This window comes from Paenibacillus sp. SJS-P3 (assembly GCF_056711585.1).
The window spans coordinates 4,123,297-4,145,880 of the sequence record NZ_CM160043.1 but is presented as its reverse complement, the minus strand read 5'-3'; the positions used below and the strand labels follow the sequence as shown (position 1 = coordinate 4,145,880).

19 protein-coding genes and 1 pseudogene are annotated in these 22,584 nt (G+C 58.8%); 7 read left to right on the top strand and 13 right to left on the bottom strand.

Translation table 11 applies throughout. From position 1 onward, the window contains the following. The first annotated feature begins 17 nt into the window (after positions 1 to 17). From AC06G8_RS19135 to AC06G8_RS19125, 3 genes and pseudogenes are all read left to right on the top strand, one after another. The gene (locus AC06G8_RS19135; protein ID WP_447664339.1) at positions 18 to 752 is read left to right on the top strand and encodes a bactofilin; all 735 of its coding nucleotides are present in this window, start codon (positions 18 to 20) and stop codon (positions 750 to 752) included. A gap of 606 nt (positions 753 to 1,358) precedes the next feature. Then, a pseudogene (locus AC06G8_RS19130) lies at positions 1,359 to 2,426 on the top strand (acyltransferase family protein); the annotation flags it as partial. 82 nt (positions 2,427 to 2,508) lie between these two features. After that, positions 2,509 to 3,315: an arylamine N-acetyltransferase family protein gene (locus tag AC06G8_RS19125; protein WP_480283571.1), complete on the top strand. Its 807-nt coding sequence runs from the start codon at positions 2,509 to 2,511 to the stop codon at positions 3,313 to 3,315. 398 nt (positions 3,316 to 3,713) lie between these two features. Here AC06G8_RS19125 and AC06G8_RS19120 read toward each other — a convergent pair whose 3' ends face one another. The 6 genes from AC06G8_RS19120 to AC06G8_RS19095 form a co-directional block, all read right to left on the bottom strand. After that, positions 3,714 to 4,355, bottom strand: a complete 642-nt coding sequence (locus AC06G8_RS19120) for an HAD family hydrolase (RefSeq protein WP_480283570.1) — start codon at positions 4,353 to 4,355, stop codon at positions 3,714 to 3,716. Between the two features lie 221 nt (positions 4,356 to 4,576). Further along, the gene (csaA, locus tag AC06G8_RS19115; protein WP_480283569.1) at positions 4,577 to 4,909 is read right to left on the bottom strand and encodes a chaperone CsaA; all 333 of its coding nucleotides are present in this window, start codon (positions 4,907 to 4,909) and stop codon (positions 4,577 to 4,579) included. A gap of 77 nt (positions 4,910 to 4,986) precedes the next feature. Then, positions 4,987 to 5,193, bottom strand: coding sequence for a hypothetical protein (locus AC06G8_RS19110; RefSeq protein WP_480283568.1), 207 nt, complete (start codon positions 5,191 to 5,193; stop codon positions 4,987 to 4,989). Continuing rightward, positions 5,190 to 5,735, bottom strand: a complete 546-nt coding sequence (locus AC06G8_RS19105) for a GNAT family N-acetyltransferase (protein WP_480283567.1) — start codon at positions 5,733 to 5,735, stop codon at positions 5,190 to 5,192. Before AC06G8_RS19105 ends, AC06G8_RS19110 begins: the two co-directional genes overlap by 4 nt. A gap of 335 nt (positions 5,736 to 6,070) precedes the next feature. Beyond that, positions 6,071 to 7,777 carry a response regulator transcription factor gene (locus tag AC06G8_RS19100; RefSeq protein WP_480283566.1) on the bottom strand — a complete coding sequence of 569 codons (1,707 nt, stop codon included), beginning with the start codon at positions 7,775 to 7,777 and terminating at the stop codon, positions 6,071 to 6,073. Then, entirely contained in the window at positions 7,749 to 9,668 is a 1,920-nt protein-coding gene (locus tag AC06G8_RS19095) for a sensor histidine kinase (protein ID WP_480283565.1), read from the bottom strand. The genes AC06G8_RS19100 and AC06G8_RS19095 overlap by 29 nt, the downstream gene beginning before the upstream one ends. Before the next feature lie 216 nt (positions 9,669 to 9,884). Between AC06G8_RS19095 and AC06G8_RS19090 the strand changes: the two genes are divergently transcribed. The 4 genes from AC06G8_RS19090 (at position 9,885) to AC06G8_RS19075 (ending at position 15,322) form a co-directional block, all read left to right on the top strand. Then, positions 9,885 to 10,826, top strand: coding sequence for an ABC transporter permease (locus tag AC06G8_RS19090; protein ID WP_048746705.1), 942 nt, complete (start codon positions 9,885 to 9,887; stop codon positions 10,824 to 10,826). After that, positions 10,826 to 11,788, top strand: a complete 963-nt coding sequence (locus tag AC06G8_RS19085) for a carbohydrate ABC transporter permease (RefSeq protein WP_480283564.1) — start codon at positions 10,826 to 10,828, stop codon at positions 11,786 to 11,788. The genes AC06G8_RS19090 and AC06G8_RS19085 overlap by 1 nt, the downstream gene beginning before the upstream one ends. An 876-nt stretch (positions 11,789 to 12,664) precedes the next feature. Beyond that, entirely contained in the window at positions 12,665 to 14,164 is a 1,500-nt protein-coding gene (locus tag AC06G8_RS19080; RefSeq protein ID WP_480283563.1) for an ABC transporter substrate-binding protein, read from the top strand. Positions 14,165 to 14,695: 531 nt separating this feature from the next. Beyond that, the gene (locus AC06G8_RS19075; protein ID WP_480283562.1) at positions 14,696 to 15,322 is read left to right on the top strand and encodes a LysE family translocator; all 627 of its coding nucleotides are present in this window, start codon (positions 14,696 to 14,698) and stop codon (positions 15,320 to 15,322) included. A 265-nt stretch (positions 15,323 to 15,587) separates the two neighbouring features. Here the strand turns inward: AC06G8_RS19075 and AC06G8_RS19070 are convergent, their stop codons facing one another. The 7 genes from AC06G8_RS19070 to nikA form a co-directional block, all read right to left on the bottom strand. Further along, positions 15,588 to 16,046, bottom strand: coding sequence for a hypothetical protein (locus tag AC06G8_RS19070; protein WP_480283561.1), 459 nt, complete (start codon positions 16,044 to 16,046; stop codon positions 15,588 to 15,590). Positions 16,047 to 16,182: 136 nt separating this feature from the next. Beyond that, the gene (locus AC06G8_RS19065; RefSeq protein ID WP_480283560.1) at positions 16,183 to 17,505 is read right to left on the bottom strand and encodes an MATE family efflux transporter; all 1,323 of its coding nucleotides are present in this window, start codon (positions 17,503 to 17,505) and stop codon (positions 16,183 to 16,185) included. Next, positions 17,502 to 18,284 carry an ABC transporter ATP-binding protein gene (locus AC06G8_RS19060; protein WP_480283559.1) on the bottom strand — a complete coding sequence of 261 codons (783 nt, stop codon included), beginning with the start codon at positions 18,282 to 18,284 and terminating at the stop codon, positions 17,502 to 17,504. The genes AC06G8_RS19065 and AC06G8_RS19060 overlap by 4 nt, the downstream gene beginning before the upstream one ends. Then, positions 18,268 to 19,098 (bottom strand): ATP-binding cassette domain-containing protein, encoded by an 831-nt coding sequence (locus AC06G8_RS19055; RefSeq protein ID WP_480283558.1) that lies wholly within the window; start codon positions 19,096 to 19,098, stop codon positions 18,268 to 18,270. The genes AC06G8_RS19060 and AC06G8_RS19055 overlap by 17 nt, the downstream gene beginning before the upstream one ends. After that, positions 19,098 to 19,913 (bottom strand): nickel transporter permease, encoded by an 816-nt coding sequence (nikC, locus tag AC06G8_RS19050; protein ID WP_447664357.1) that lies wholly within the window; start codon positions 19,911 to 19,913, stop codon positions 19,098 to 19,100. Before nikC ends, AC06G8_RS19055 begins: the two co-directional genes overlap by 1 nt. Further along, a complete protein-coding gene (nikB, locus tag AC06G8_RS19045) occupies positions 19,910 to 20,854 on the bottom strand; it encodes a nickel ABC transporter permease (RefSeq protein ID WP_480283557.1) in 945 nt (314 codons plus the stop codon). Before nikB ends, nikC begins: the two co-directional genes overlap by 4 nt. Position 20,855: 1 nt before the next feature. After that, on the bottom strand, positions 20,856 to 22,394 hold the full coding sequence (gene nikA / locus AC06G8_RS19040; RefSeq protein ID WP_480283556.1) for a nickel ABC transporter substrate-binding protein: 1,539 nt from the start codon (positions 22,392 to 22,394) through the stop codon (positions 20,856 to 20,858). Between the last annotated feature and the right edge of the window lie 190 nt (positions 22,395 to 22,584).

The window sequence follows — 22,584 nt, the reverse complement described above, 5'->3', positions numbered from 1 at the left end:
GGAAGGAGGGATTGGCTGTGAATACGGATTCTGCAAGCCCGCACCAGGGAAATCTGAAGCTGACGGGGACTTCCTCCACGATGGGAGGCAGCTACGATAAGGTCCGGATCGTCGGGGATGCCGTCGTGAGCGGCGGCATCGCATGCAGCGGGATGAGATGCATCGGCACTTACGACATCAAGGGCAGTCTCGAAGCGGGGAGCATCCGGCTCGTAGGCGACGGGGTCTCGGAAGCTCTGCGCGCCGGAACGGTGAAGCTGACCGGGAAGGCGATCGTCGGACGGGATGCCGAGATCGGCGAGCTGGCGGGAGCGGGGGATATCGAGGTGGGCGGCGTTCTCAAGGCCGGAGACATCAGCCTGCGCGGCAGCTTGAGAGTCGCAGGAGATTGCGGAGCGGAGCGGTTCCGGCCTAAAGGGATGTTCGCGATCGGCGGTCTGCTGAACGCCGGGGACATCGACATCAAGCTGTATCAGAACTCTTCCGCCAAGGAAATCGGAGGCGGCAGGATCGAGGTCGCTCGCGGAAGCGTCATCAGTCCGCTCAGCCTCGTATTCCGTCCCTCGTCGGATGCGGTCCTTGAGGTTTCCGTCATCGAAGGCGACGATATTCATCTTGAGCATACTCGCGCAGGAATCGTGCGGGGCATCCGGATTACGATCGGAGAGGGCTGCGAGATCGGCCAGGTGGAATATAAGGAGCGGCTCGATGTGAAGCGCGGCGCCACGGTGGGGGAGCAGCGGAAGGTCTGACCTTTCGAGCGGGAGCCAAGCGGCAGGCGCGTCAATCGGGCGGATGCTCTAGGAATGAGGCCTGGTCGAAGGAAAAGGCAAGGCCGCTCCACATGAATAGGAGACGCAAAGAACATACGATCTCCCGTATGTTCTTTTTTTTGCGTTCCTTGATTCAGAAAGTGATGGTGATTTGTGGAAAACAAGTATGATTTGTTTTCTATTTAATGGTTTATATAGTTTTGTTTAGGATTATGGTGAGCCTGTCCCAAAGAGTGTCATGAAGCCTTATGCATGAAAAGATAAGCACCCTTGGCATTCACCCAGGCTATAAAGCAAAGACACTTCGTATGGCAGAGACGATGATCTTGCAATGTCGATACAATGCGAGTTGAATCGACATTTTTGTTTTGCGCCGCAAAACGTCAAAGTCAATCATTCCATTCATGAAAAGAAGGAGGGAAAATGAGTAAAGAGACATTCGATACAAAACGATTGTATTTAGACGGCATCAGGGGACTGGTGGCATTTGCCGTCGTTGTTTCGCATTACATCCAAATCTTTTATCCGGCTGCGTTAAATGGAAAGCCGCAGTAGGCTCATTTTGAATGGGATGTCTGGTACGGACATTCTCCCATCAATTTATTTTTTAACGGACAATTTGCCGTTTGCCTGTTTTTTGTGCTCAGCGGGTATGTGCTCAGTGTCAAAATGGTTGAAGAAATCGATAGCGAGACCTTTCTAAAGATGCTGCAATCCAGCGCCATACGCAGGTACATTCGGCTTGCTGTGCCGGCAGCGGTATCGGTATTGCTTGTGTATCTGGCCCTTGTCATGAATGCCTTCCATCTCCACGAAATATGGGGAACAACATGGACGGACATGAAAAAGGATTATTACGCTTTAGATCCCAATCTATATACCGTCATCAAGGCCGCTATTTTCGATCCGTTTTTCCGGTTCAAGGCGCATGCTTACAATCCAGTCCTTTGGACCATGAGCTATGAGCTGGCAGGTTCTTTTTTGATTTTCGGATTTCTTGCTTTATTTGGACGAGTGAAAAAAAGATGGATTGTGTATGCGGTCCTGTCCCTTGCTTTTATTCAAACCTATTTTGTCGCTTTTTTGTGGGGAATGCTGCTTGCCGATCTGCTCAAGCACAAATGGGTCCAAAGCAAAATACCTCCGGCACTTGCGCTTATCATGGGAAGTTACTTAGGCTCGGCGCCTTATACTCCATTGATGGGCACGATGTACGAGCCCATACAAGTGTGGACACAACATATCAATGAATGGATTCAATTCAATCTCGATCCACGGCTTCTTGCGCGAACGCTGGGTTCTGTCCTGATCTTGTTCGCCCTTCTTCGTTTAAAAGCGCTGCAGCATTTGTTCGGATGGAGAGTGTTTGCTTATTTAGGGAAGGTTTCATTTTCCCTCTATCTCATTCATTTCACTTTCCTCACTACATTCTCCGCGTTTTTGTTCAGCAAAGCGATTCATCATTTCAGCTACAATCTTGCCTATGCAATTACGTTCATGGCTTCCATGGCGCCCTTATTTGTGTTGTCGCATTATTATATGAAATATATCGATCAAGGCGCTTTGAAGCTGGCTCGCCTAGTTGAAAGGAAGATGGCCGCATCGAACGATAAACGCAAAGCCAAAACCGACAACTCTGCGTTTTTTGGATAGATTATAGAGCTTTGCATGGAGGGGTTCCTCCAGCTCGCCAGGTGTGGTACAACTAGGAAAACGCCGAAGCGAGGTGCCGACGATGAACCTGCAGCCATTGCCTTTGCCGGATGCCGAATTCCTGTCCGAGCCGATGATCGATGCCTATCTGGAGCGGATCGGTTACGAGGGCGCGCGAGAGGCGTCCGCCGAGACGCTCTTTGCCCTTCAGAAATGCCATGTCCACACGGTTCCCTACGAGACGCTGGATGTCGTGGGCGGCATCCCGATCTCTCTGTCGATCCAAGATCTGTACGACAAAATCGTCCAGCGCCGGCGGGGCGGCTACTGCTTTGAGCAGAACGCGCTGTTCGGAGCTCTGCTGCAGGCGCTGGGCTTCCGGGTGACGAATTACTTCGGCCGGTTCTGGCGGGACGAGAGCCCGCTGCCTCCGAAACGCCGCCACCATATTCTGCAGGTCGCGTTGGACGGGCGGCGGTACATGTGCGATGTCGGCGCCGGCGCCGGGTCGCCGGTCTACCCCTTGACCATCGAGGAAGGAACCGTGCAGGAGCAGGACGCGGAAGCCTACCGCTTCACACGGGACGAGGTCTACGGCTGGATGCTCTGGGAGCGGAAGCGGGGCGAGTGGAGCTGGGTGTACAGCTTCGCGGAGGACCCGCATTTGCCGATGGATTTCGCCGCATCGTCGTTCTGGTGCCAGCATGCCCCCGACTCTCCCTTCCGTCAGGAGAACAAGGCTTCGATTCGGACTCCCCATGGCCGCAACACGCTGCTCGGAGGCGAATTCCGCATTTTCGAGCTCGATTCGGTGCGGATAGAGACGCCTGCTGATGAGGAGCAGTACGCGGAGGCTCTGGAGCGCTGCTTTGGGATCCGCCGTGAATAGGGGATAGCGGCGGCGCGATGCCGGAAGCCTGTATTTTTGTGAGTTGAGGCCAATTCTTTCGCCTGCTTCCCCGCTTGGAGAGGTTTATGCAAAAGAGCCAAATTTCTGCGCCTTGCTCGTTTTGGAGCGAGAGCCGCTTGAGATCAAAAAAAATGATGTCCCGTCTGCTGGCAACAGCTTGGGACATCCTATTTCTACTGTTTTCGGACATACGATCCGTTAAATGGTCTCTCGGACAGGTTTTTTCGATTTATCGGACATACGATCCGTTATTTGCCTGTTTCATCCGCAATTCAGGGCTAAATCAGATGAATAGCGGAACCAATGTCCGATAAATCTGTTTTCAAGCCATTTTGACTAAAATAGCGGAACCAATGTCCGATAAATGTCAGATTCCATTAAAGCTCCGAGTGCTTGATGCCGCTGATCCGATCGACCGTGAAATCCGCCTCCGACAGATCCTGATTGCCCGAGTTCGGATTGATGAACCCGATTGCCCGCATGCCGGCAGCCTTGGCAGCTCTCACGCCGTTGCGCGAGTCTTCCAGGACGACGCAGTCGGCAGGCTGGACGCCGAGCACGGCTGCCGCTTCCAGGTAGACGTCGGGAGCCGGCTTGCCCTGCGGGACTTCCTCGCCGCTGACGATGCAGCCGAAATAATCGGCGAGGCCGAATTTGCCCAGAACCGCTTCAATGAAAATGCGCGGGGAGGAAGAAGCCAAGCCGATTGCGATGCCGCGGGACTTGAGCTCATCCAGCAGGTCGCGGATGCCTTCGATGGGTTCGATCTCCAGCTTATCCAGCTCCTGAAGCTTGTTCTTGAGCTGGTAGGCGATGATCTCCTCGGTCGTATGAGTGAAGCCGTATTGTTCCTTGATTGCCGCCCACATGGCGGGATTGGTCATGCCCACGTAGGGTTCGAGTTCCGTCTGCGTAATTTCCGCTCCAAGATAGGCCATCACCCTGATGTCCACGTCAAAATGAAGCGGCTCGCTGTCGATGATGACTCCGTCCATGTCGAACAAAAAGGCTTTGATCATGCGGATATGCCTCCGAATAGGGTTATATTTATTGGTGGTGTATTGGATGCTGAGTCAGGCTTCGCCAGCCATTAGGCAGCTTCTATGATTCTCATTTTGCCGTCGCTTTGGTGAAGCTTTCGTGATCGCTTCATTAGAATGATCGCTTCATTTGAATAATCGCTTTAATAGCTTCCTATAACCGGAAAATGATCGCTTCAATAGCTTCATATAACTGGCCTTTAAGCAATCGGAGTGCCGCAAGGCACATCGCTGTCGGGACGAAGCAGCACGACGTCGCCTTCTTCCGGACAGCCGCCAAGCACGAGCACCTCGGAGCGGAAGCCGGCGATGCGCCGCGGCGGGAAGTTCACGACAGCGGCAATTTGCCGCCCGATCAGCTCCTCCGGAGCGTAACGCTTCGTGATCTGAGCCGAGGACTGCTTGAGGCCGAGCTCCCCGAAATCAATGGTCAGCTTGATCGCCGGCTTGCGCGCCTCGGGAAAAGGCTCCGCCGTCCGGATCGTGCCGATGCGGATGTCCAGCTTCAAAAAATCTTCCAGACTAGATTCCATTCCTTCAGCCTCCTTCGAATCTCTTGAACGATGAACCCAGCGTATTTGCCGCGCGGGCCTGCAATAATTCTGATCCTTCATTCATTGCCGACATCCGCCGGAACAGGCTCCAAGCCTGCGATCGGCTGCCCGATCTCCCGCAGGTTGCCAAGGGCGCCGTAGCGCTGGCGAACCGGCTGCAGCGGATGAAAGGCGAGTTCGGTCCGTTCTTCGATCTGCCCTCCGTTCAGCGCCGGACAGGCCGAGCTTTTGGGAATCAGCGGCTCCTGGTGCATGCCGATCAAGTCCGCTCTCCCGCAGCGGCTTCAATGACTTCCCACTCTTCCCGCAGGATGCCCATCCGGATGGAGTCGTAATACTCCCCGTTCCAGTACCGGCATTTTCGCAGCCTGGCTTCCATCGTCATGCCGAGCTTTTCGCCGACCCGGATCATCCGCATGTTGCCGGACCAGGTCGTATACCCGACGCGTACGAGCGGCATCGTCGAGAACATTTCCCTCATGAGCAGGCGGACGGCCTCGGTGCCGTAGCCTCCGCTCCAATATGCAGGCTCGTAGATGACGATTCCCATTTCCGACCATAGAGAAGGCTCATGCTCCCAGTAGAAGCCGGCCGTGCCGATGACGGTTCCCGCCGTTTCGATGACCCACCGGTTTTGCGCGAAGGCTTCCTTCCCGCTCAGGAACTCTTCATAGGGAATCGGCTTATGTTCGTAGTAGGGCGCATCCCATTGTTTCCATTCCGGCGCCTCGTCCTTGTAAGCAAGCTCCCAGATGCGCAACAGATCCCTGTCTTCTATTTTTCGCAAAATGACATCCGAATGCATGACCAAACCGCCATCCCCCGCATCTGTTCAATTGTATTTGAATTCGGCATCTAGTTTGGTTCTCTCTGCTAGAGCAAGCAGCCGATACTCCTCCCTAGACGGGATGCAGCGGACCGGAGTTGCATCCAGCCTTCAATAGCTTCCAGCTATCGACAGCAACGAGCTATCGACAGCAACGAGCTATCGACAGCAACGAGCTATCGACAGCAACGAGCTATCGACAGCAACCAGCTCTCGACAGCAACCAGCTCTCGACAGCAACGAGCCATCGATTGCAACCAGCCCTCGATTGCAACCAGCCACGACTGCCTTTTCGCCGCCATGCAGCCGAAATCCTACACGAGCCGGCGGAATTGAGAAGGAGAAACGCCGACGAGCTTTTTGAAATGCTTGTAAAAATGCGCCGTATCCCAGTAGCCGACAGCTTTGGCGATATCATGGTTTTTCATCCCCGTGCCGCGGAGCAGCTCCATCGCCTTGTCGATCCGTACCCGGTGCAGGCAGTCGGAGAAGCTGTGGCCGGTCTCTTTGTGGATGAGCTGACCGAGGTAGACAGGATTGACATGGTAGGCGGCGCCAAGCGTCTTGAGCGAATAATCGTGCATATATGACGTCCGGATCTCAGCCAGAATCTGGCGTACGACCGGACTCTGCTCCTGCCTGGCCCCTAGCGCCTGCAAGGCGGTCCGGGCGATTCGCCGCACCTGCTCCTTGAGCTCGTCGAGGGAGGCGCAACGGTACAGGTCGGCGGCGGCCCCCTGAAAGGGAGGGAGATCCCCCTGCTGAAGCGCGTCTCCGACCTGGCGCTTTATTTCCAGCACCATCTCCGTTGCGGCGAGCCGGACATCCTCGGGCCGGACGCTGGAGCTGCCGGCGAGATCGTCCAGATCCCGGCTGATTTTTTCCATTAAAGCTTCCTCGTCAAGCGCCAGCAGCAGCTTGCCATAAGTTTCGGTCGGTATGGAAGGGCGAGCCGGCACTGAAGCCGACTCCTCCGAAGCTGCTGCAACCTCATCATACGCCAGAAGCATCTTCTCCGGGTGAAGCAGAGCGTACTCGAGGGAGGTCAGAGCCTTGCGGTAGGAATTCGGGGCTTGATCAAAACCGTGCTCCGCCGTACCTGCACCGATTCGCAGCGGGCAGCCGATCGGCGATTCCAATTCAATCCTGAGCGCCAGCAGCAGCGAGTGGGCTTGCTCCAACGCTCCGGCATCTGCATCCGGCAGTCCGAGCAGTACGACGAGGCGGTCGTTGTCGTCGAGAAACAACAGATGCGGCGCGCCTGTCTGGCTCAACCAGGCAGATGCGGCGAAGCGGATCATCTCTGCGGACGAGCCTTCCGGCATCGAGCCGCCGGCAGCTCCGCTAGAACCTTTCTCCGGATTTCCAGCGGCAGCACCGTCAAGAGCGTCTCTTTCCGTATTCTCCGTGGCAGCGCCGGCTGTCATCATGCCTTCATCCCCTGCGGCCGATGCATCCCCGGCAGCAGCGTCCCATTCCGCAATCGCCGCCATGATGTACGGACTGTCCAGCTTGAGTCCCAGGAACTCCGCCCGCGCCTCCCATTGCTCGGCGCTGATGCGGCCGTTCATCCAGCGGTACATGATGTTGTCGCGGACAAGCTCCACCTGCTCGCCGGTCAGCGCTTCGATCCGGGCGCGGTTCAGCTTCTCCACCGTGGCGCGCAGCGTTTCAGCCAGCTCCGCCATGTCGATCGGCTTGAGCAGATAGTTTTCGATGCCCAGGCGCATGCCTTCCCGGACATAGTCGAATTCGCTGTAGCCGCTCAGAATGATGCATTTCAGGGCCGGATTCCGGATGCGGCAGGCACGGATGAGCTCGAGCCCGTTCATCTCCGGCATGGAGATATCCGTAATCAGAATATCGACTGCCGCCTCGGAAGCTTCCATGTCCTTGAGCGCCAGAAGTCCGTCCTCGGATTCGCCGGCCAGCCGCAGCTGCAGGGAAGGCCAGTCGACGAGGCGGGCGAGACCTTCAAGGATGAACGGCTCGTCATCTACGATCCAGACGTTGTACATCATCTTCCTCCTTTGCATGAAGGGGCAGGCGGAGCGTGATCCGCGTGCCTCTGCCCTTTTGGCTGGCCAGGCTGAGGCCGTAGGCGTCGCCGAATTGAAGCCGGATGCGCTCGTTCACGTTGCGCAGACCGATGGAAGAGCCGGCAGACGGGCCGCTGCCTGCGGGCGCCGAGGCTGTTGAAGCCCCCTCGGCAGGCGAGGAATCCGCGGCGCCACCTCGTCTCTCCAGCAGCTTCTGGATGGCGAGCAGCCGGTCGATCTCCATGCCTTTGCCGTTGTCCTCCACCTCGATGATCAGGCATGGCTCGCCGTTCGCCGTTTCCTTCCGGGCGGAGATGTCGATCCGGTTATCCGGCGACTTCGGGTTGAACCCGTGCACGACGGCGTTCTCCGCCAGCGGCTGCAGGCAGAGCTTCAGCAGCGGAGCTTCGCGGAGTCCTTCCTCGATCTCGATGGAATAGTGGAGCTTGTCCCGATGGCGGATGCGGTGCAGCTCCAGGTATTGGCGGCAGTAAGCCATCTCGTCCTCCAGCTTGACGATCGTCTCGGGCCGCACGGAATAGCGGAAGAGGGAGGCGAGCACAAACGTCATTTCGCCGACGTCGTCAGCTCCCTGGATCATGGCGCGCATCCGGATCGCTTCCAGCGTGTTGTAGAGAAAATGCGGATTGATCTGCGCCTGCAGAGCCGTCAGCTCTGCCTGCTTCTGCCTGGCATCCGACACATAGACCTGATCGATATAGGCGCGCAGCTCCTCCAGCATCCCGTTGAAGGTCGAGGAAATCTCGCCGAGCTCGTCCTGGCTCCCCACCGGCACCCGAATCGAGAGATTGCCCTGCTTGGCCTGCTTCATCGCCCGGATGAGAATCCTTGTGCGGCGCGCGTGCCGGTACACGGCTCCGTAAGCGAGACCGATCATGATGAGGATGCCGAGAGCGGTCAGCGTAAGCAGCTTGAGCTTGAGCCCCTTGTACTGCAGCTCCATCTCGGCTTCCGGCACGATCGCTCCGACGAACAGATTGCTTCGAGGCGTCCAAAGCGCGGACGTATAGGAGGCCCGGTCGAGCTTGGCGTACCCTTGGGAAGCCAGCAGCGGCTGCATGTGCGGATAGCTGCCTTGCCACTTGCCGGAGGAGTCGAACAGCACCTGCCCGTTCGGATAGAGGACGAGCTGGGAGCCCATGGCGGTTCCGGGATCGCTGCGCAGCAGGTTTCGAATGCCCTCGGAGCTGTAGGTGACGAGCAGGGCGCCTTCATTTTGCAGCGTATCGGGATCGTTGATATCGAAAGTGAACGTATAATCGCCGCTGCCAAGACCGAGCACCGCATTCAGCCCGGCCGTTCGGGAGCTTGCCGTCCGGCTCCCCCTCATGGCGTCGATGGCGCGCTGAACCTCGTCGCCGTCGCGGCTGATCCAGCTGATTCCTTGCGTGTTGCTGCTGTTGAACACGAAGAAGAAACGCTGGCTGCGGCTGTACAAGGCGATCTGGCGGATGTCGTCCTTCTTCTTCATCTGGGCCCGGACATACGTCTCGATGTTCCGGTCCTCCGAGCCGCCGGAGGCGATATATTGGTTCAGCCGGTTTTGGATATAGGAAGGAAAGTCGTAGCGGAGGCAGTAGAGCAGATCGCTCAGCACCGGCTGGTTCTGATAGAGAGTCAGCATGATGTCCTGCGCCTGGTCGAGCCTCTGGTCCAGGTATCGGCTTACGCTGCCCGCCGTCTCGGCCTGCAGCCCGCGCTCCTTGCCCAGCACGGAGTCCCGCGAATAGCTGTACACAAGCGCTCCGAGCGAGCAGAAGGTGACGATCGTGACGAGGGAAAAAACGAGGATGATGCCGTTGAACAGTTTGGAACGGAAATAGATATGGTAGATTTCGGTCAGTTTGGCCAAGTCCGGTTCCCTCCAGCGTCAGTATGCAGCCAGCCTTACCATAGCATGAAGGGAATAGGCGGGCAATGGAATCGGAGGCGTCAGGAAGCTGTTTGGAGGGATTACCTTTAATCTGTACATCAAAGCTAAAGTATCGTCTCTACTAGGGCGCAAATCCGCCGTGCTACAGTTGAAGGGCCGGTAATACCGAGGCAAACTTCGGAAGGGGGACAACTCATGAATAGGCTTGCAACCGCATTCCGGGACCTTCGGCGGAACGGCGCGTTCCTCCTGATGGTGCTGCCGGGCGCCGCCTGGTTCATCCTGTTCTGCTATCTGCCGATGCCGGGGGCGATCTTCGCTTTCAAGGAGTTCCGCGTCGATCTTGGCGGTGGATTTTTCGGAGCGATCTTCCGCTCGGAATGGGTCGGATTCAAAAACTTCGAATTCCTGTTCAAAGCCCATGACGCTTATATCATTACGAGAAACACAGTTCTCTACAATCTCGTGTTCATCGTCCTTGGCCTCGTCTGCTCGGTCGCGATGGCGCTGCTGCTCTTCCAGCTGACGCAGAAGCGGCTCGCCAAGCTGTACCAGACGGCGATGTTCATGCCTTATTTCCTCTCTTGGGTCATCGTCAGCTACTTCACGTTCAGCTTCCTGAGCGTGGACAAGGGCGTCGTCAACCAGCTGCTCGGCACGCTCGGGGTCCAGCCGATCGACTGGTATTCCGATCCCAAGTATTGGCCGTACATCCTCGTGTTCATGAACCTGTGGAAGGGAGTCGGCTACTCCAGCGTCATCTATCTGGCTGCCATCGCGGGCATAGACAAAACCTATTACGAGGCGGCGATGATTGATGGGGCGAGCAAATGGCAGCAGACCTTGCGCATCACGCTGCCGCTCATCCGGCCGATGATGATCATTCTCACGATTCTGGCGGTCGGCGGCATCTTCCGGGCGGACTTCGGCTTGTTCTTCCAGATTCCGCGCGATTCCGGAGCGCTGTTCCCGGTCACCAACGTCATCGATACGTACGTCTACCGCTCGCTCAAGGTGCTGGGAGACTTCGGCATGAGCACCGCGGCCGGCCTGTATCAGTCCGTTGTCGGCCTGATCCTCGTGCTGACCACGAACAAGATTGTCAAAAAAATCAATGAAGAGCAGGCGTTGTTCTGATGAGCATGATCCCGAAAACTGCAGACGCCGCCGCTGTGCCGGCCGGAACAAGCCGCCGCAGCCGCGACTTCCACCGCCTCTCGCCGTTCTGGAACACCGTTTTCCATCTCGTGTCCGGGGGCTTCGCCCTGGCCTGCGTGTTCCCGTTCATCTTTGTTGTCATCATCTCTCTGACGAGGGAGCAGTCGCTGCTGGAGGTGGGCTACCGGATCATTCCGGATGCCCTGAGCTTCAGCGCTTACCGCTATATTTTCCAAACGGGTGACCAGCTGCTGCAATCCTATCTCGTCACGATCGCCATCACGGTGCTGGGAACGTTGCTTACGGTCGTGATGACGACCCTGTATGCCTACGCATTGTCCCGAAAAAGCTTCAAATATCGCGGCTTCTTCTCGTTTCTGGCCTTCTTCACGATGCTGTTCAGCGGCGGTCTCGTGCCGACGTACATCGTCGTGACGCAGTTCCTGCATCTCAAGGATACGCTGTGGGCGCTCATCCTGCCGATGGCGATGAACGCCTTCAACATTCTCGTGCTGCGCACGTTCTTCCAGACGATGGTTCCTGATCCCATCATCGAGTCCGGCAAGATCGACGGAGCGGGGGAGTTCCGCGCGCTGTTCAGCCTCGTATTGCCGATCTCGCTGCCCGGACTCGCGACGATCGCCCTGTTCAGCACGCTGGGCTACTGGAACGACTGGTTCAACGCGCTGCTCTACATCGACTCCAACAATCTCGTTCCGCTGCAGGCGCTGCTGATGCGGATCCAGAACAGCATGCAGTTCATCATCCAGAACTCGTCGCTGCTGAGCAGCGGCCAGAGCAAGGAGATGATCCGCTCGCTGCCGCAGGAGACGTCGCGGATGGCGATGGTCGTGCTGGCCACCGGCCCGATCGTGCTGGCGTATCCGTTCTTCCAGCGGTATTTCATCCAGGGGCTGACGATCGGGGCGGTGAAGGACTGACCGGCTCGATGGCTGATGGCTGATCGGGTGCCGCTTTGCGGCAGGCTGAAGCTGCTGTAAGGCTAAAAGACCGGTGGGGCCGCTCCGCGGGCCAAGGCTGAACACCGCGTGACGCCGCTTCGCGGCAGGCTGAACACCGGATGATGCCGCTCCGCAGGCGGATGGCCATTCCGATCGCTGTTGAAGTCCGGACTTTCTCGATTAGTTGAGGTCAAGGTGGAAATCCGGCCTTCAAAGGCGAACGCTGACGCTTCTCCACGGCCATTCCGCCTGCTCCGGGCATCCGGCTCAGCCTAGTAGACAGCGCCGTCGCCGAGCAGCCACGCTCCGGCTTCACGGCTCTCGCCGCGCAGCCGTTGCCTCGCAGCCAAGCGTCGGCTTCACGGACTCGTGCCGTGCAGCCGTTGCCTCGCAACCAAGCGTCGGCTTCACGGACTCGTGCCGCAGCCAGATCAGCTTCGCAAGAAGTGGAGCAATAACTGCCCTTGCTACGCTCCGGCAATCAAAAGCCGCAGCTCGCTCCGCCGACCGGCTGGCTGCCTTCGCCAAGCCGGTTCCGGGCCGCTATCGGACATACGATCCGTTATTTGGCCGATTCGGTCGGAAATGGACTTTTATCGGACATGAGATCCGTTATTTGCCCGAAAAAGGGTGATTTAGGGGCTGAAAGAGGGAAATAGCGGAACGTATGTCCGATAATTCCGGAAATCGCTCCAAAACATCAAAATAGCGGAACGTATGTCCGATTGGACCGGCGCCGATTGGTGGAAGAGCGATCAGGATTCAGGGGAGCAACCGATCCAACGAATATTTACGGCCGCCCTCTGTACCGGGCGTCCCTGAATAGATAATCTTATACTTACGGGGGATGAGAACATGAAGAAACGGATAGGAATCATGGCCCTGCTCCTGCTGGCGGGAGCTGTAGCCGGCTGCTCGGGCGGCGGCAATAACAATAATGGCGGCGACAATGCCGCAGCGGGCAATGCCGGAGCGGCGGCCAACGCCGGAACGCCGAAGGCGGACGAGAAGCCGGTCAATCTGGTCTGGTACACGATCGGCACGCCGCCGAAGGATCTGGCCGCCGTCAACGATGAGATCAACAAGTATATCAAGGACAAGATCAACGCCACCGTCGAGATGAAGATGCTGGACTGGGGCGATTATTCCCAAAAGATGCAGATTACGATCAACTCCGGTGAAAATTATGACATCGCTTTCACCAGCTCGTGGGCCAACGATTATTTCGCCAACGCCAAGAAAGGCGCCTTCTACGAGCTGGACGGCCTGCTCGACAAGCAGGGCTCAGGCATCAAGCAGGCTCTGAATCCCGCCTTCCTCGAAGGCACCAAGGTGAACGGCCACAACTACGGCGTGCCGACGAACAAGGAGCTGCCGCAGCAGCGCGTATTCCGCTTCAACAAGACGTATGTCGACGAGCTGGGACTGGATATCAGCAACGTGCGTACGATCGACGACCTGGAGCCGCTGCTCAAAACGTTCAAGGAAAAAGAGCCGGGCATCGCGCCGATCCCGGCCAAAATCGCGGAATTCCTGCCGTTCGACCTTCCCGTCAACGATCTGCCGTTCATCGGAGTGCCGCTGAACACGACGGATTACAAGCTGATCAACGTCTGGGATACCCCGGAAGCGATGAGCTACCTCAAAACGATGCACAAATACTATGAAGCCGGCTATCTGCCGCGAGACGTAGCGACGCAGAAGGATGCAGGCGATTACTTCAAGACGGGCAAATGGCTCGTGGACGTCGCCGACGCCCAGCCATACGCCGACAACCTGTGGTCCGCCGACGCCGGCTACGAAGTCGTCTCCAAGCCGATGCAGGACCCGATTACGTTCAACTGGTCCGTGGCCGGCTCCCTGCAAGCTATCAATGCCAAGTCCAAGCATCCCGAGAAAGCGATGGAGTTCCTGAACCTGCTGTATACGGATGCGAATCTCATCAACCTCGTCGACTTCGGCATCGAAGGCAAGCACTACAAGAAAACGGGCGACGAGGTGAAGGAGACGATTCCGGACAGCGGTTACGGCTTCCCGGCTTTCTCCGTCGGCAACATGATGCTGACCTACCTGAATCCGACCGATCCTGCCGACAAATGGGAAAAGTTCAAGGAATTCAACGAATCCGCGACGAACGCTCCGCTGCTCGGCTTCCAGCTTGATACGAGCAGCATTACGACCGAGCTCGCGAACCTGAAGAATACGAAGGAAGCCGTCTACAACGGCCTGTTCTCGGGGACGCTTGATCCGGAGAAGAATATCGCCCAGATCAACCAGAAGCTGAAGGACAACGGTCTCGATAAAGTGATGGCCGAGGTTCAGAAGCAGATCGACGCCTGGAAAGCGTCCAAGTAAGTCCCCGTTATGACCGAGCAGGGTCCTGAAGCCAATAGGCGGCCGGTTCGGGAATGTCGGGAATGCGTCCAAGTAAGCTTGCGCCATAATCAAACAGGCGTCCTGAAGCCAAGCCGGCTCAGGAACGCCTGTTTTTTGTCTTCCCAACATTCGCGGCGGAAGGTAATATAGGATATTACTAGAGAATTCGAGCGGCCGTGGAGCCGGGGTGCGAGGAGCAGGCTGAGCAGCAGCAAGCGAAAGTTTACGATGAACAGATAAGCAACAGACGAAGCTTACGATGAACAGATGAAGCACCAAGCGAGGTTCAAGATAAAATGCTGTGCAGCAGCAGGCGAAAGTTTACGATGAACAGATGCAGCAGCAAACATAATTTACATTGAACAGATCAAGCGGCAGCAAGCGAAGTTAAGGAGAAAAGGCTAATCATCAGAAGGTAAAGCTCCAGGTATAGGAGCCGACTATGAGAGTTGGCGGGGGCCGAGATTATCATTTCCTCCGCCTCCAATTAAGCAGGAAGGGGCTGGAAAAATGAGCGCTGGAGCTTTGCTGGCATTTGGCCTTGTATCGCTGGGCATGGTCTGCGCGCCTGGACCGAACATGATTTATCTCATTTCACGGTCGGTCACGCAGGGCCGCAGGGCGGGAGTTATTTCCCTTCTGGGGGTCATGCTGGCCTTTATCGTCTACATCACGGCGACGATGCTGGGGCTGTCCGCTCTGTTCACCGCCGTGCCGGCGATGTTCGTCATCGTGAAGACAGCCGGGGCCGCCTACCTGCTGTGGCTGGCTTGGAATGCGTTCCGCACCGGCAATAAGCAGGGCTTCGCGCTGCGCGCCCTGACGATCGATCCGCCGAAGAAGCTTTTCCTGATGGGCTTCATGACCAACCTGCTCAATCCGAAAAGCGCCATGCTGTATGTCTCGCTGCTGCCGCAGTTCCAAAATCCCGGCGCAGGCTCGCTTCTCGTCCAGAGCGCCACGCTGGGCGCGGTGCAGATGACGGTCAGCTTCGCGGTCAACCTGCTCGTCATCCTGTCGGCCAGCACGATCGCCTCTTGGTTCGGACAGCGGCCGTCGTGGCTGAAATTCCAGCGTTGGTTCATGGGAACGGTGCTGACGGCTCTTGCCGTCCGGATGGCTTTTGAGCGCCGGTAACTTCCTGGTGCAGATGCGGGCATTCTTGTGTCGGCTGCCAGCAAAAGAATGCCCGTATACTATAAGGGCTCTGCACGGAGTTGACTCCACGGGCCATCTTGCCGGCAGCGGTTGAGTGCAATTATGGCTGCATTTCCTGCCGAGCCGCCGGCCATCGGCGCAGGCGCAAGCCTGTTCAAAGGTGAAAAGCCCACGTTTTATTTTCTCCGAGCCCTTTGGGAAACAACGAAAAAGACAGCTTCCGAATAGTCGGAGGCTGTCTTTTTTAGTCCTTGAGCTCCTCCGTCCCTCTGACCTGATTCCGCCAATTCACGGGGGCCAGCGCGTTGACGATCAGCACATAGACGGGGTATGCGAGCAACGCCCCCAGAAGCATCAGCCCGACGGCCGGGTTGGGCTTGTCTCCCGGATCCGTAATCGGGAAGAAGGAGGCGAACGCATAGAAAAACAATGCCGAATAGGGAAGCCACAATAGCGCGGATATATAGCGGCTGCGCTTTTTCCCGAATTTCCTCCTCGTCCAGGCATAAGCCAGCACGGTCACGGCAAGCCATAGGATCGCAGGACAGCCCTCTACGACAAGGCGCATCTGCGATCGGCTCCAGCCGGTGAGCCGTCCGATCCGGTAGTAGTTCGCGCCAAGCTCGAAATAGATCGTGAACGGCAGCGCATAAAGCGCGCTGATCAGGTTGAGCCGCAAAAAGCCCGAAGCGAATCCCTGCACGGCGATCCCCTCTTTTCTCTCCCTTATATCCCTGTCAATACTGACGATTGGGGAGGGGAAAAAAACCGCCTGGCTTTCTCAAAACGAAAGGGTTCTGCAGCAAGGCGCTTTTGCAGCTTTCTCAAAAACGAGAGGATTATGCTGCAAGACGCTTTTGCAATCCGGGCAGATAAAGGAGCAGAAAGACCGACCGTCCGGCGGCGAAGACGATGAAGGCGGCCCATAAGCCGTCATTCCCCCAAGCAGGGAAGAAGAGAAGGGCGCTGGCTGCGAATGCCGCCAGAGATAGCAGCATGGAGTTCCGGATCGGTCCCGTTGCGGTCAGGCCGGTAAAGACGCCGTAGAATGCAATTCCCGCGCCCGCTGCGGCGGGGAACAGCATCAGCCAGCCACTATAGGCGAGCGCGCTGCGGATCACCTCCGGGCTGCTGGCGAATAGAGGAATCAGCGAGTCCTTGAACGCCAGGTAAAGCAGCGTCATCAGCAGCGCAGCAGCAGCTGTCCAGACCCAGGTGAGCCGGACCGCGCGGCGCAGCAGGGCGGCGTTTTTGGCCCCTTTGGCTTGGCCGGCGTACAGGCTTCCGGCGTTCCCGATTCCGTCATAGAGATAAGCCATGAAATAATGGATCTGAAGCAGGATGACGTTCGCGGCCAGCAACGTCGTGCCTAGAGCTGCGCTCGCTGCCGTGAAGCCGTTGATCATTCCGAGCAGGCACAAGGTGCGGATGAACAGATCGGCGTTGGCCCGGAACATCCCGGCCCATCCGCCTGCTCCAAGGGCGGCCGCAGCGCCCGGCAGGCTCAGCCGGAAATGGGGAGAACGCAGCACATAGGCCAAGCCGAGCAGCAGGGCGCCGCTCTCCGCGATCAGGACGGCCCAGGCCGCGCCGGCCGCTCCCCAGGACAGCGCCTGCACGAACAGCAACGCCAGCACGAGATTGAGCAGGTTGGCGCCGATTTGGAGGAATAGCGTCTGGCGGATATGCGCCATTCCGAGCAGCCAGCCCAGAAGCGCGTAGTTGGCGAGCGTCACGGGAGCGCCCCAGACGCGGATGCCGTAGTATTGCCAGGCGAAGCGGGCGACGTCGGGATCGGGCTTGTACAAGGCGATAAAGCCGGAGAAGATCGGCTTTTGCAGCAGGATGAAAGCCAGGCCGAGCAGCAGGGACACCGCCAGCGGACGGATGAGCTGGGCGGAAGCCTGCTCCAGGTCGCTACTTCCTCGGGCTTGCGCCGCAAACCCCGAGGTGCTGACTCTCAGGAAGCCGAACAGCCAGTAGAGGGTGTTGAACAAGACTACCGCCAGGGCTGTGCCGCCAAGCACGGCGGGATCCCCGAGGTTTCCGACGACCGCGGTGTCGACCATGCCCAGAAGAGGCGTGGACAGCGTTGCGGCCGTGAGCGGGAGGACGAGCCGCAAGTAAGCGCGGTGTCCGGGAAGGGAAGGATTGTCGTTCACTCCAGAAAGACCTCCAGCAACAGCTTCGTGTAGTCGTGGCGGGCATCGTCGAACAGCTCGTTGTTGCGGAACCGGTCGACGATATGCCCGTTTCGCATGACCATCGTCTCGTCGCTCATGAAGTGGACGGCCGCCAGATCATGCGAGATGAACAGGCAGGACAGCGACAGGTCCTTCTGCAAGTCCTTGATCAGATCCAGAACGGCCGCCTGGGTAGTCATGTCGAGGCTGGCCGTCGGCTCGTCCAGCACGAGGAAGGCCGGAGCCGCGCTGATCGCTCTGGCGATGGCGATCCGCTGCTTCTGCCCGCCGCTCAGCTCATGGGGATATTTGCCCATGGCCGAGGCAGGCAGCCGCACCAGCTCAAGAAGCGCGGCTGCGGCCGCCTCCCTTCCGGCCGGTACGCCGTCCAGAATGGCAGGTCGGAATCCTTTCCGCTGGTCGAGCGGCTCCAGGAGGGAGTCGATGATGCGCAGGCGTGGATTGAGAGAGGCGGAGGGATTCTGGAAGACGGCGCCCATGTGCGGCCGAGCTTGCCTGAGCTTGGCTTTGGAGGCCTTGGCAAGCGGCTCGCCTCGAAAGATGATTTCGCCTTCATCCCAACCGCTCAGGGTGAGCAGGCAGCGTGCCAGCGTGCTTTTGCCGCTGCCGCTTTCGCCGACGATGCCGAGGCATTCGCCTTTCTTCAGCTGGAAGCTGATGTCATGCAGCACCGCTTTGTCTCCGTAATTTTTGCGGACGTTCTGGACGGTCAATAGCGTGTTATCGCCGATGGTCATGAAGATCTTCTCCTTCCAGGCCGGCGGAGGAAGCCAGCCGCTCCGGCATCTCGCGCCGCAGCGGGGGAATGGAAGCGATCAGCCGCCGGGAATAAGGATGGGCGGGATGCTCCAGTATTTGCCGGGCGGTCCCGGTCTCCACGATGCTTCCCGTCCTCATGACCGCGATCCGGTCCGCATGCCGGCGGGCATGCCTCAAGTCATGGGTGATCCAGACAATCGAGATGCCGTAGCGGGATTTGGCGGCATCGAGCAGCCCCAGCACTTTGCGCGAGGAGACGCTGTCCAGCGCTGTTGTAGGCTCGTCTGCGATCAGCAGCTTGGGACGCAGCAGCAGGGCGGCGGCGATGGCGGCGCGCTGGAGCTGGCCGCCGCTCAGCTCGTACGGATAGCTGCCGAACACCTGCTCGGCAGGCAGACCCGCCTGCTCCAGCTCCTCCAGGCATCGCTGCTTGCGGTCGCGGGCAGCAAGGGATAGATGGGCTCCGAGCAGCTCCGTCAGCTGGGAGCCGATCGTCAGGAAAGGGGTGAACGTATTCCGGTAATCCTGGAACACATAGCTGATCTCGCGGCCGAGCAGCCGGCGCCGCGACTTGGCGTCAAGGGCGAGCAGTTCCAGGCCATGCCAGAGAATCGATCCGCTGCATGACAGCTGCCGGGGCAGCAAGCCTCCGATGGCGGCTGCGGTCAGCGACTTGCCGCTGCCGCTTTCCCCGGCGAGCGCCAGCCATTCCCCTTCCTGCAGCTCCAGGCTCAGCGAGCGGACGAGCTCTTGGCTGCCGCTGCGGATGGACAGCTCCGATATCGCGAGCATTATTCCGCTCCCCCTTTGAGCTTGACGTCGTACCGGTCGCGCAGCCGGTTGCCGGCGAAGCCGGCGAGCAGCACCGCGCCCATGACGGCCAGGCCCGGCGCAAGCATGAGGTGAGGCGCCGCATGGAAGTAGGCGCGCCCTTCGCTCAGCATGGAGCCCCATTCCGGCGCCGGCGGCTGGGAGCCGAGGCCGAGGTAGGACAAGGAAGCCATCAGCAGGATGATCTTGCCGAGATCCGCGGCCGCGAGCGCGGCGACATGGCCCATTGCATGCGGAAGGATATGCTTCAGGACCAAGCGGACCGGCCGGAGGCCGCTGAGCAGAGCCATCGCGGCGTAGTCCTTTTCCTTTTCCGCCAGCGCGACGCTGCGGGCGAGACGGGCATAGCGCACCCATTTCACGGCGATGACGGCGATGAGCATGGACATGAGCCCGGGTCCCAGAAGCGCGCTCAGAATGATGGCGGACAGGTAGTCGGGAAACGTCATGAAGCCGTCGATGATCGGCTTGAAGATGCTGTCCGTGCGGCCGCCCTTCATGCCGGACAGCAGTCCGAGGGGCACGCCTATGGCGATGGAGACGAGCAGGACGGCCAGGCCGATCCCGATGGTGGGACGGGCTCCGGCGATGATTCTCGCCAGCAGGTCCCGTCCCAGATGGTCCGTGCCGAGCCAGTGCGCCGTTCCCGGCGGCAGCAGGCGTTCTCCCATGGAGATCTCATACGGATTCCAAGGAGTGGGCGATGGGATCGTGACGAGTGCGACAGCCGCTGCGGCAGCAAGCAGCAAGCCGGCGGTTCGCATGCTTATGTTCATGAATGGCGCAGCTCCTTTCGTGCCAGTTCGGGATTGGCAAGCCGGCAAGCCGCTTCCGTCGAACGGTTGACGAGAACGATGAACAGGGCGGCGAACAGCACATAGCCCATAATGACGGGATAGTCGCGTGCAGACACCGCATCGACGATCCATTTGCCGATTCCCGGGTAATTGAACAAGGTTTCGATGACGACCGTTCCTCCGAGCAGGCTGCCCAGGCTTTCGCCGAGCAGCGTCAGCAGAGGGACGAGGCTGTGCCGGAGCTGATGCCGGAAAAAGATGCGGAAGGGATGGATGCCGCGCGCCCGCGCCGACAGGACGAACTCCTGGTTCCCGCTTTCGATCAGGCTGGAGCGGATCAAGCCGACATAGAGGGCTGCCATGGACAGGCCCAGCGTTGCGGACGGCAGGATGAGAGAGGCGATCCCCTCGTTGCCCATAGGGGGAAGCAGTTGAAGGCGAGCCGCGAACAGATCGATCAGCAGCAGTCCGAGCCAGAAGCTGGGCATGGAAGAAACGGCTGCCGACAAGTAGCGGCTCACCCGGTCCGGCCATCGGTTCCGATGCCTGGCGGCGAGCGCTCCGAGCGGCAGGGAGACCAGCAGCATGACGAGCAGCGAGCCGGCTGCGAGCGCCAGCGTATGCGGAAGCTTCTCGGCGAATTCGGCCGCGACCGGCCGACCGCTCAAGTAGGAGGAGCCTAAATCCAGCTTCAGAAGCTGGGACAGCCAGATGCCGTACTGGCGGTGCAGCGGCAGGTCGAGTCCGAGCTCCGTGCGGATTCCGCCCATCTGGTCCTGGGTTGCGGCCATCTCATCCACCCTCAGGATGCCCCGGACTGGATCTCCCGGCACAAGCTTCAGCAGGCAAAAGCTCAGGAAGGTGAGGCCGAGCAGGAATACAAGCAGGCGCAAGGCTTTTTTGGCGATAGCCGCAGCCATGTCAGCTCGCGACGTCCAGGTCTTTGGTGAGCAGATAATACTCGCTCATCGTCGTTTTCCAGCCGCGGACGTTGCCGCTGTAGACGACAACGTTATTGGGATGGACGATGAACGAGTTCAGCGTCTCGCTGTCCGCGATAGCCATCGCCTGGCGGCTCAGCCGGAGCCGTTCCTCGGCGTCGACGGCCTCATTGAGGGTGCCGATCGCTGCCTGCAGGCCGGGATGGTCGATATGGCTGTAATTCAGAGCTCCCTCCGGCAAATACCCGCTGTTCAGGAAGTAGGAGGCCTCGCCCCGCGGCGCCGTGACCAGACTGTAGGTAGCCAGGTCCCAGTCGTCGTTGGCGGCGAGATATTCATCGATGTTCTCCGCCTGGCGTATATCCAGCTTGATGCCGAGCTCGCCGGCATGGGCTTGGATAAGCTGGGCGATCAGCGGCAGCTCGGCTCGGGAGGAGTAGGTGAGAAGGCGGAAGGAGAGCGGTTTGCCTTGGTCGCTCACCTTGCCCCCCTCGACGGTATAACCCGCCTCGCGGAATGCTTCGCGAGCCTGGTCGAGGCTGAACGCCTTGGGCCTGTAGGCGGGAGAGAACGGCGCTTCGGCCGGGAAGGCGCCGGCCGCCGCCGTAGCCTGGCCGGCCATGATGTCCCTGGTGATCGTCTCGCGGTCGATGAGGAGATCGAAGGCTCTGCGCACTTGCTCCTGCGCGAGATGCCCGTTGCGCATATTGTACATCAGGAGGTGGGTTCTCAGGCTGGACCGGGATTCAAGCGTGAGGGACGGGTCGTTCTGGAGCTGGGCGAAGCTCTCCAGCGGCGGACGGAAGACGATATCGGCGCTCCCGGCCTTGATCGCCATCAGCCTCGCGTTGGCGTCCGAATTGAAGAGGATTTCGGCATGATCAAGCTTGACCGGACCGCCCCAGTAGCCGGTATTCCGGTCGACCTTGAGGCTGCTGCCGGAGCGGAAGGCAGCCAGCTTGAAGGGACCGGTGCCGACCGGATCGGAGTCCGTGGAGGCGGCAGCGACGATGGCGGTGTTGGGGTGGACAAAGCTGGAGGGAAGCTCCGGGTTGGGAGTTTCCGTCACCAGCCTCAGCTGCTGGCCGTCGGCATGGATTTCGCGAAGGCCAAGCGTGTTCCGGACAGCCGGGTTCAGCTCCTGGGCTCGTTCCAGGGACAGCTTGACCGCTTCCGCGTCGAGCGGTTGTCCATCGTGGAAGGCGGCTCCTTCCCGGATATGGAACGTCCAGTGCTGGCCGTCCTTGCTGCTCCATTCGTCCGCCAGACCGGGCTGCAGGCCGAGCTCGTCGCTGATCACGACCAGCGTTTCGGCGATGCCGGCTCTCACGGCGATGTAAGTCGTATCGGTATGAGGGTCGATCGCATGGCTCTGGATATTGAAGAGAAGGCGGAGGTTCTTCTCGCCGGCTTGTACCTGCCCGGAATTGCCTGTTCCGGCTTCCTTGGCATCGGAGCAGGCGGCAAGCAGCAGGAGGGAAATTAAAAGAGACGGAAAGAGAAACATCTTCTTGAACATGATACAGGCATCCCCTTGCAGATAATCGTATTTTTTACTATTAACAATCGCGATTGTTCTCATTATAGGGAGAGCGGCACCCTCTGTAAACCTTTTTTTAGGGACATCAACTATCCTTTATACATCGGAGATTTAACTTGGCAGCTGGCAGCACGGGAGATCGGCGGTTCCGGTAGAAGAGGAAGGGCAG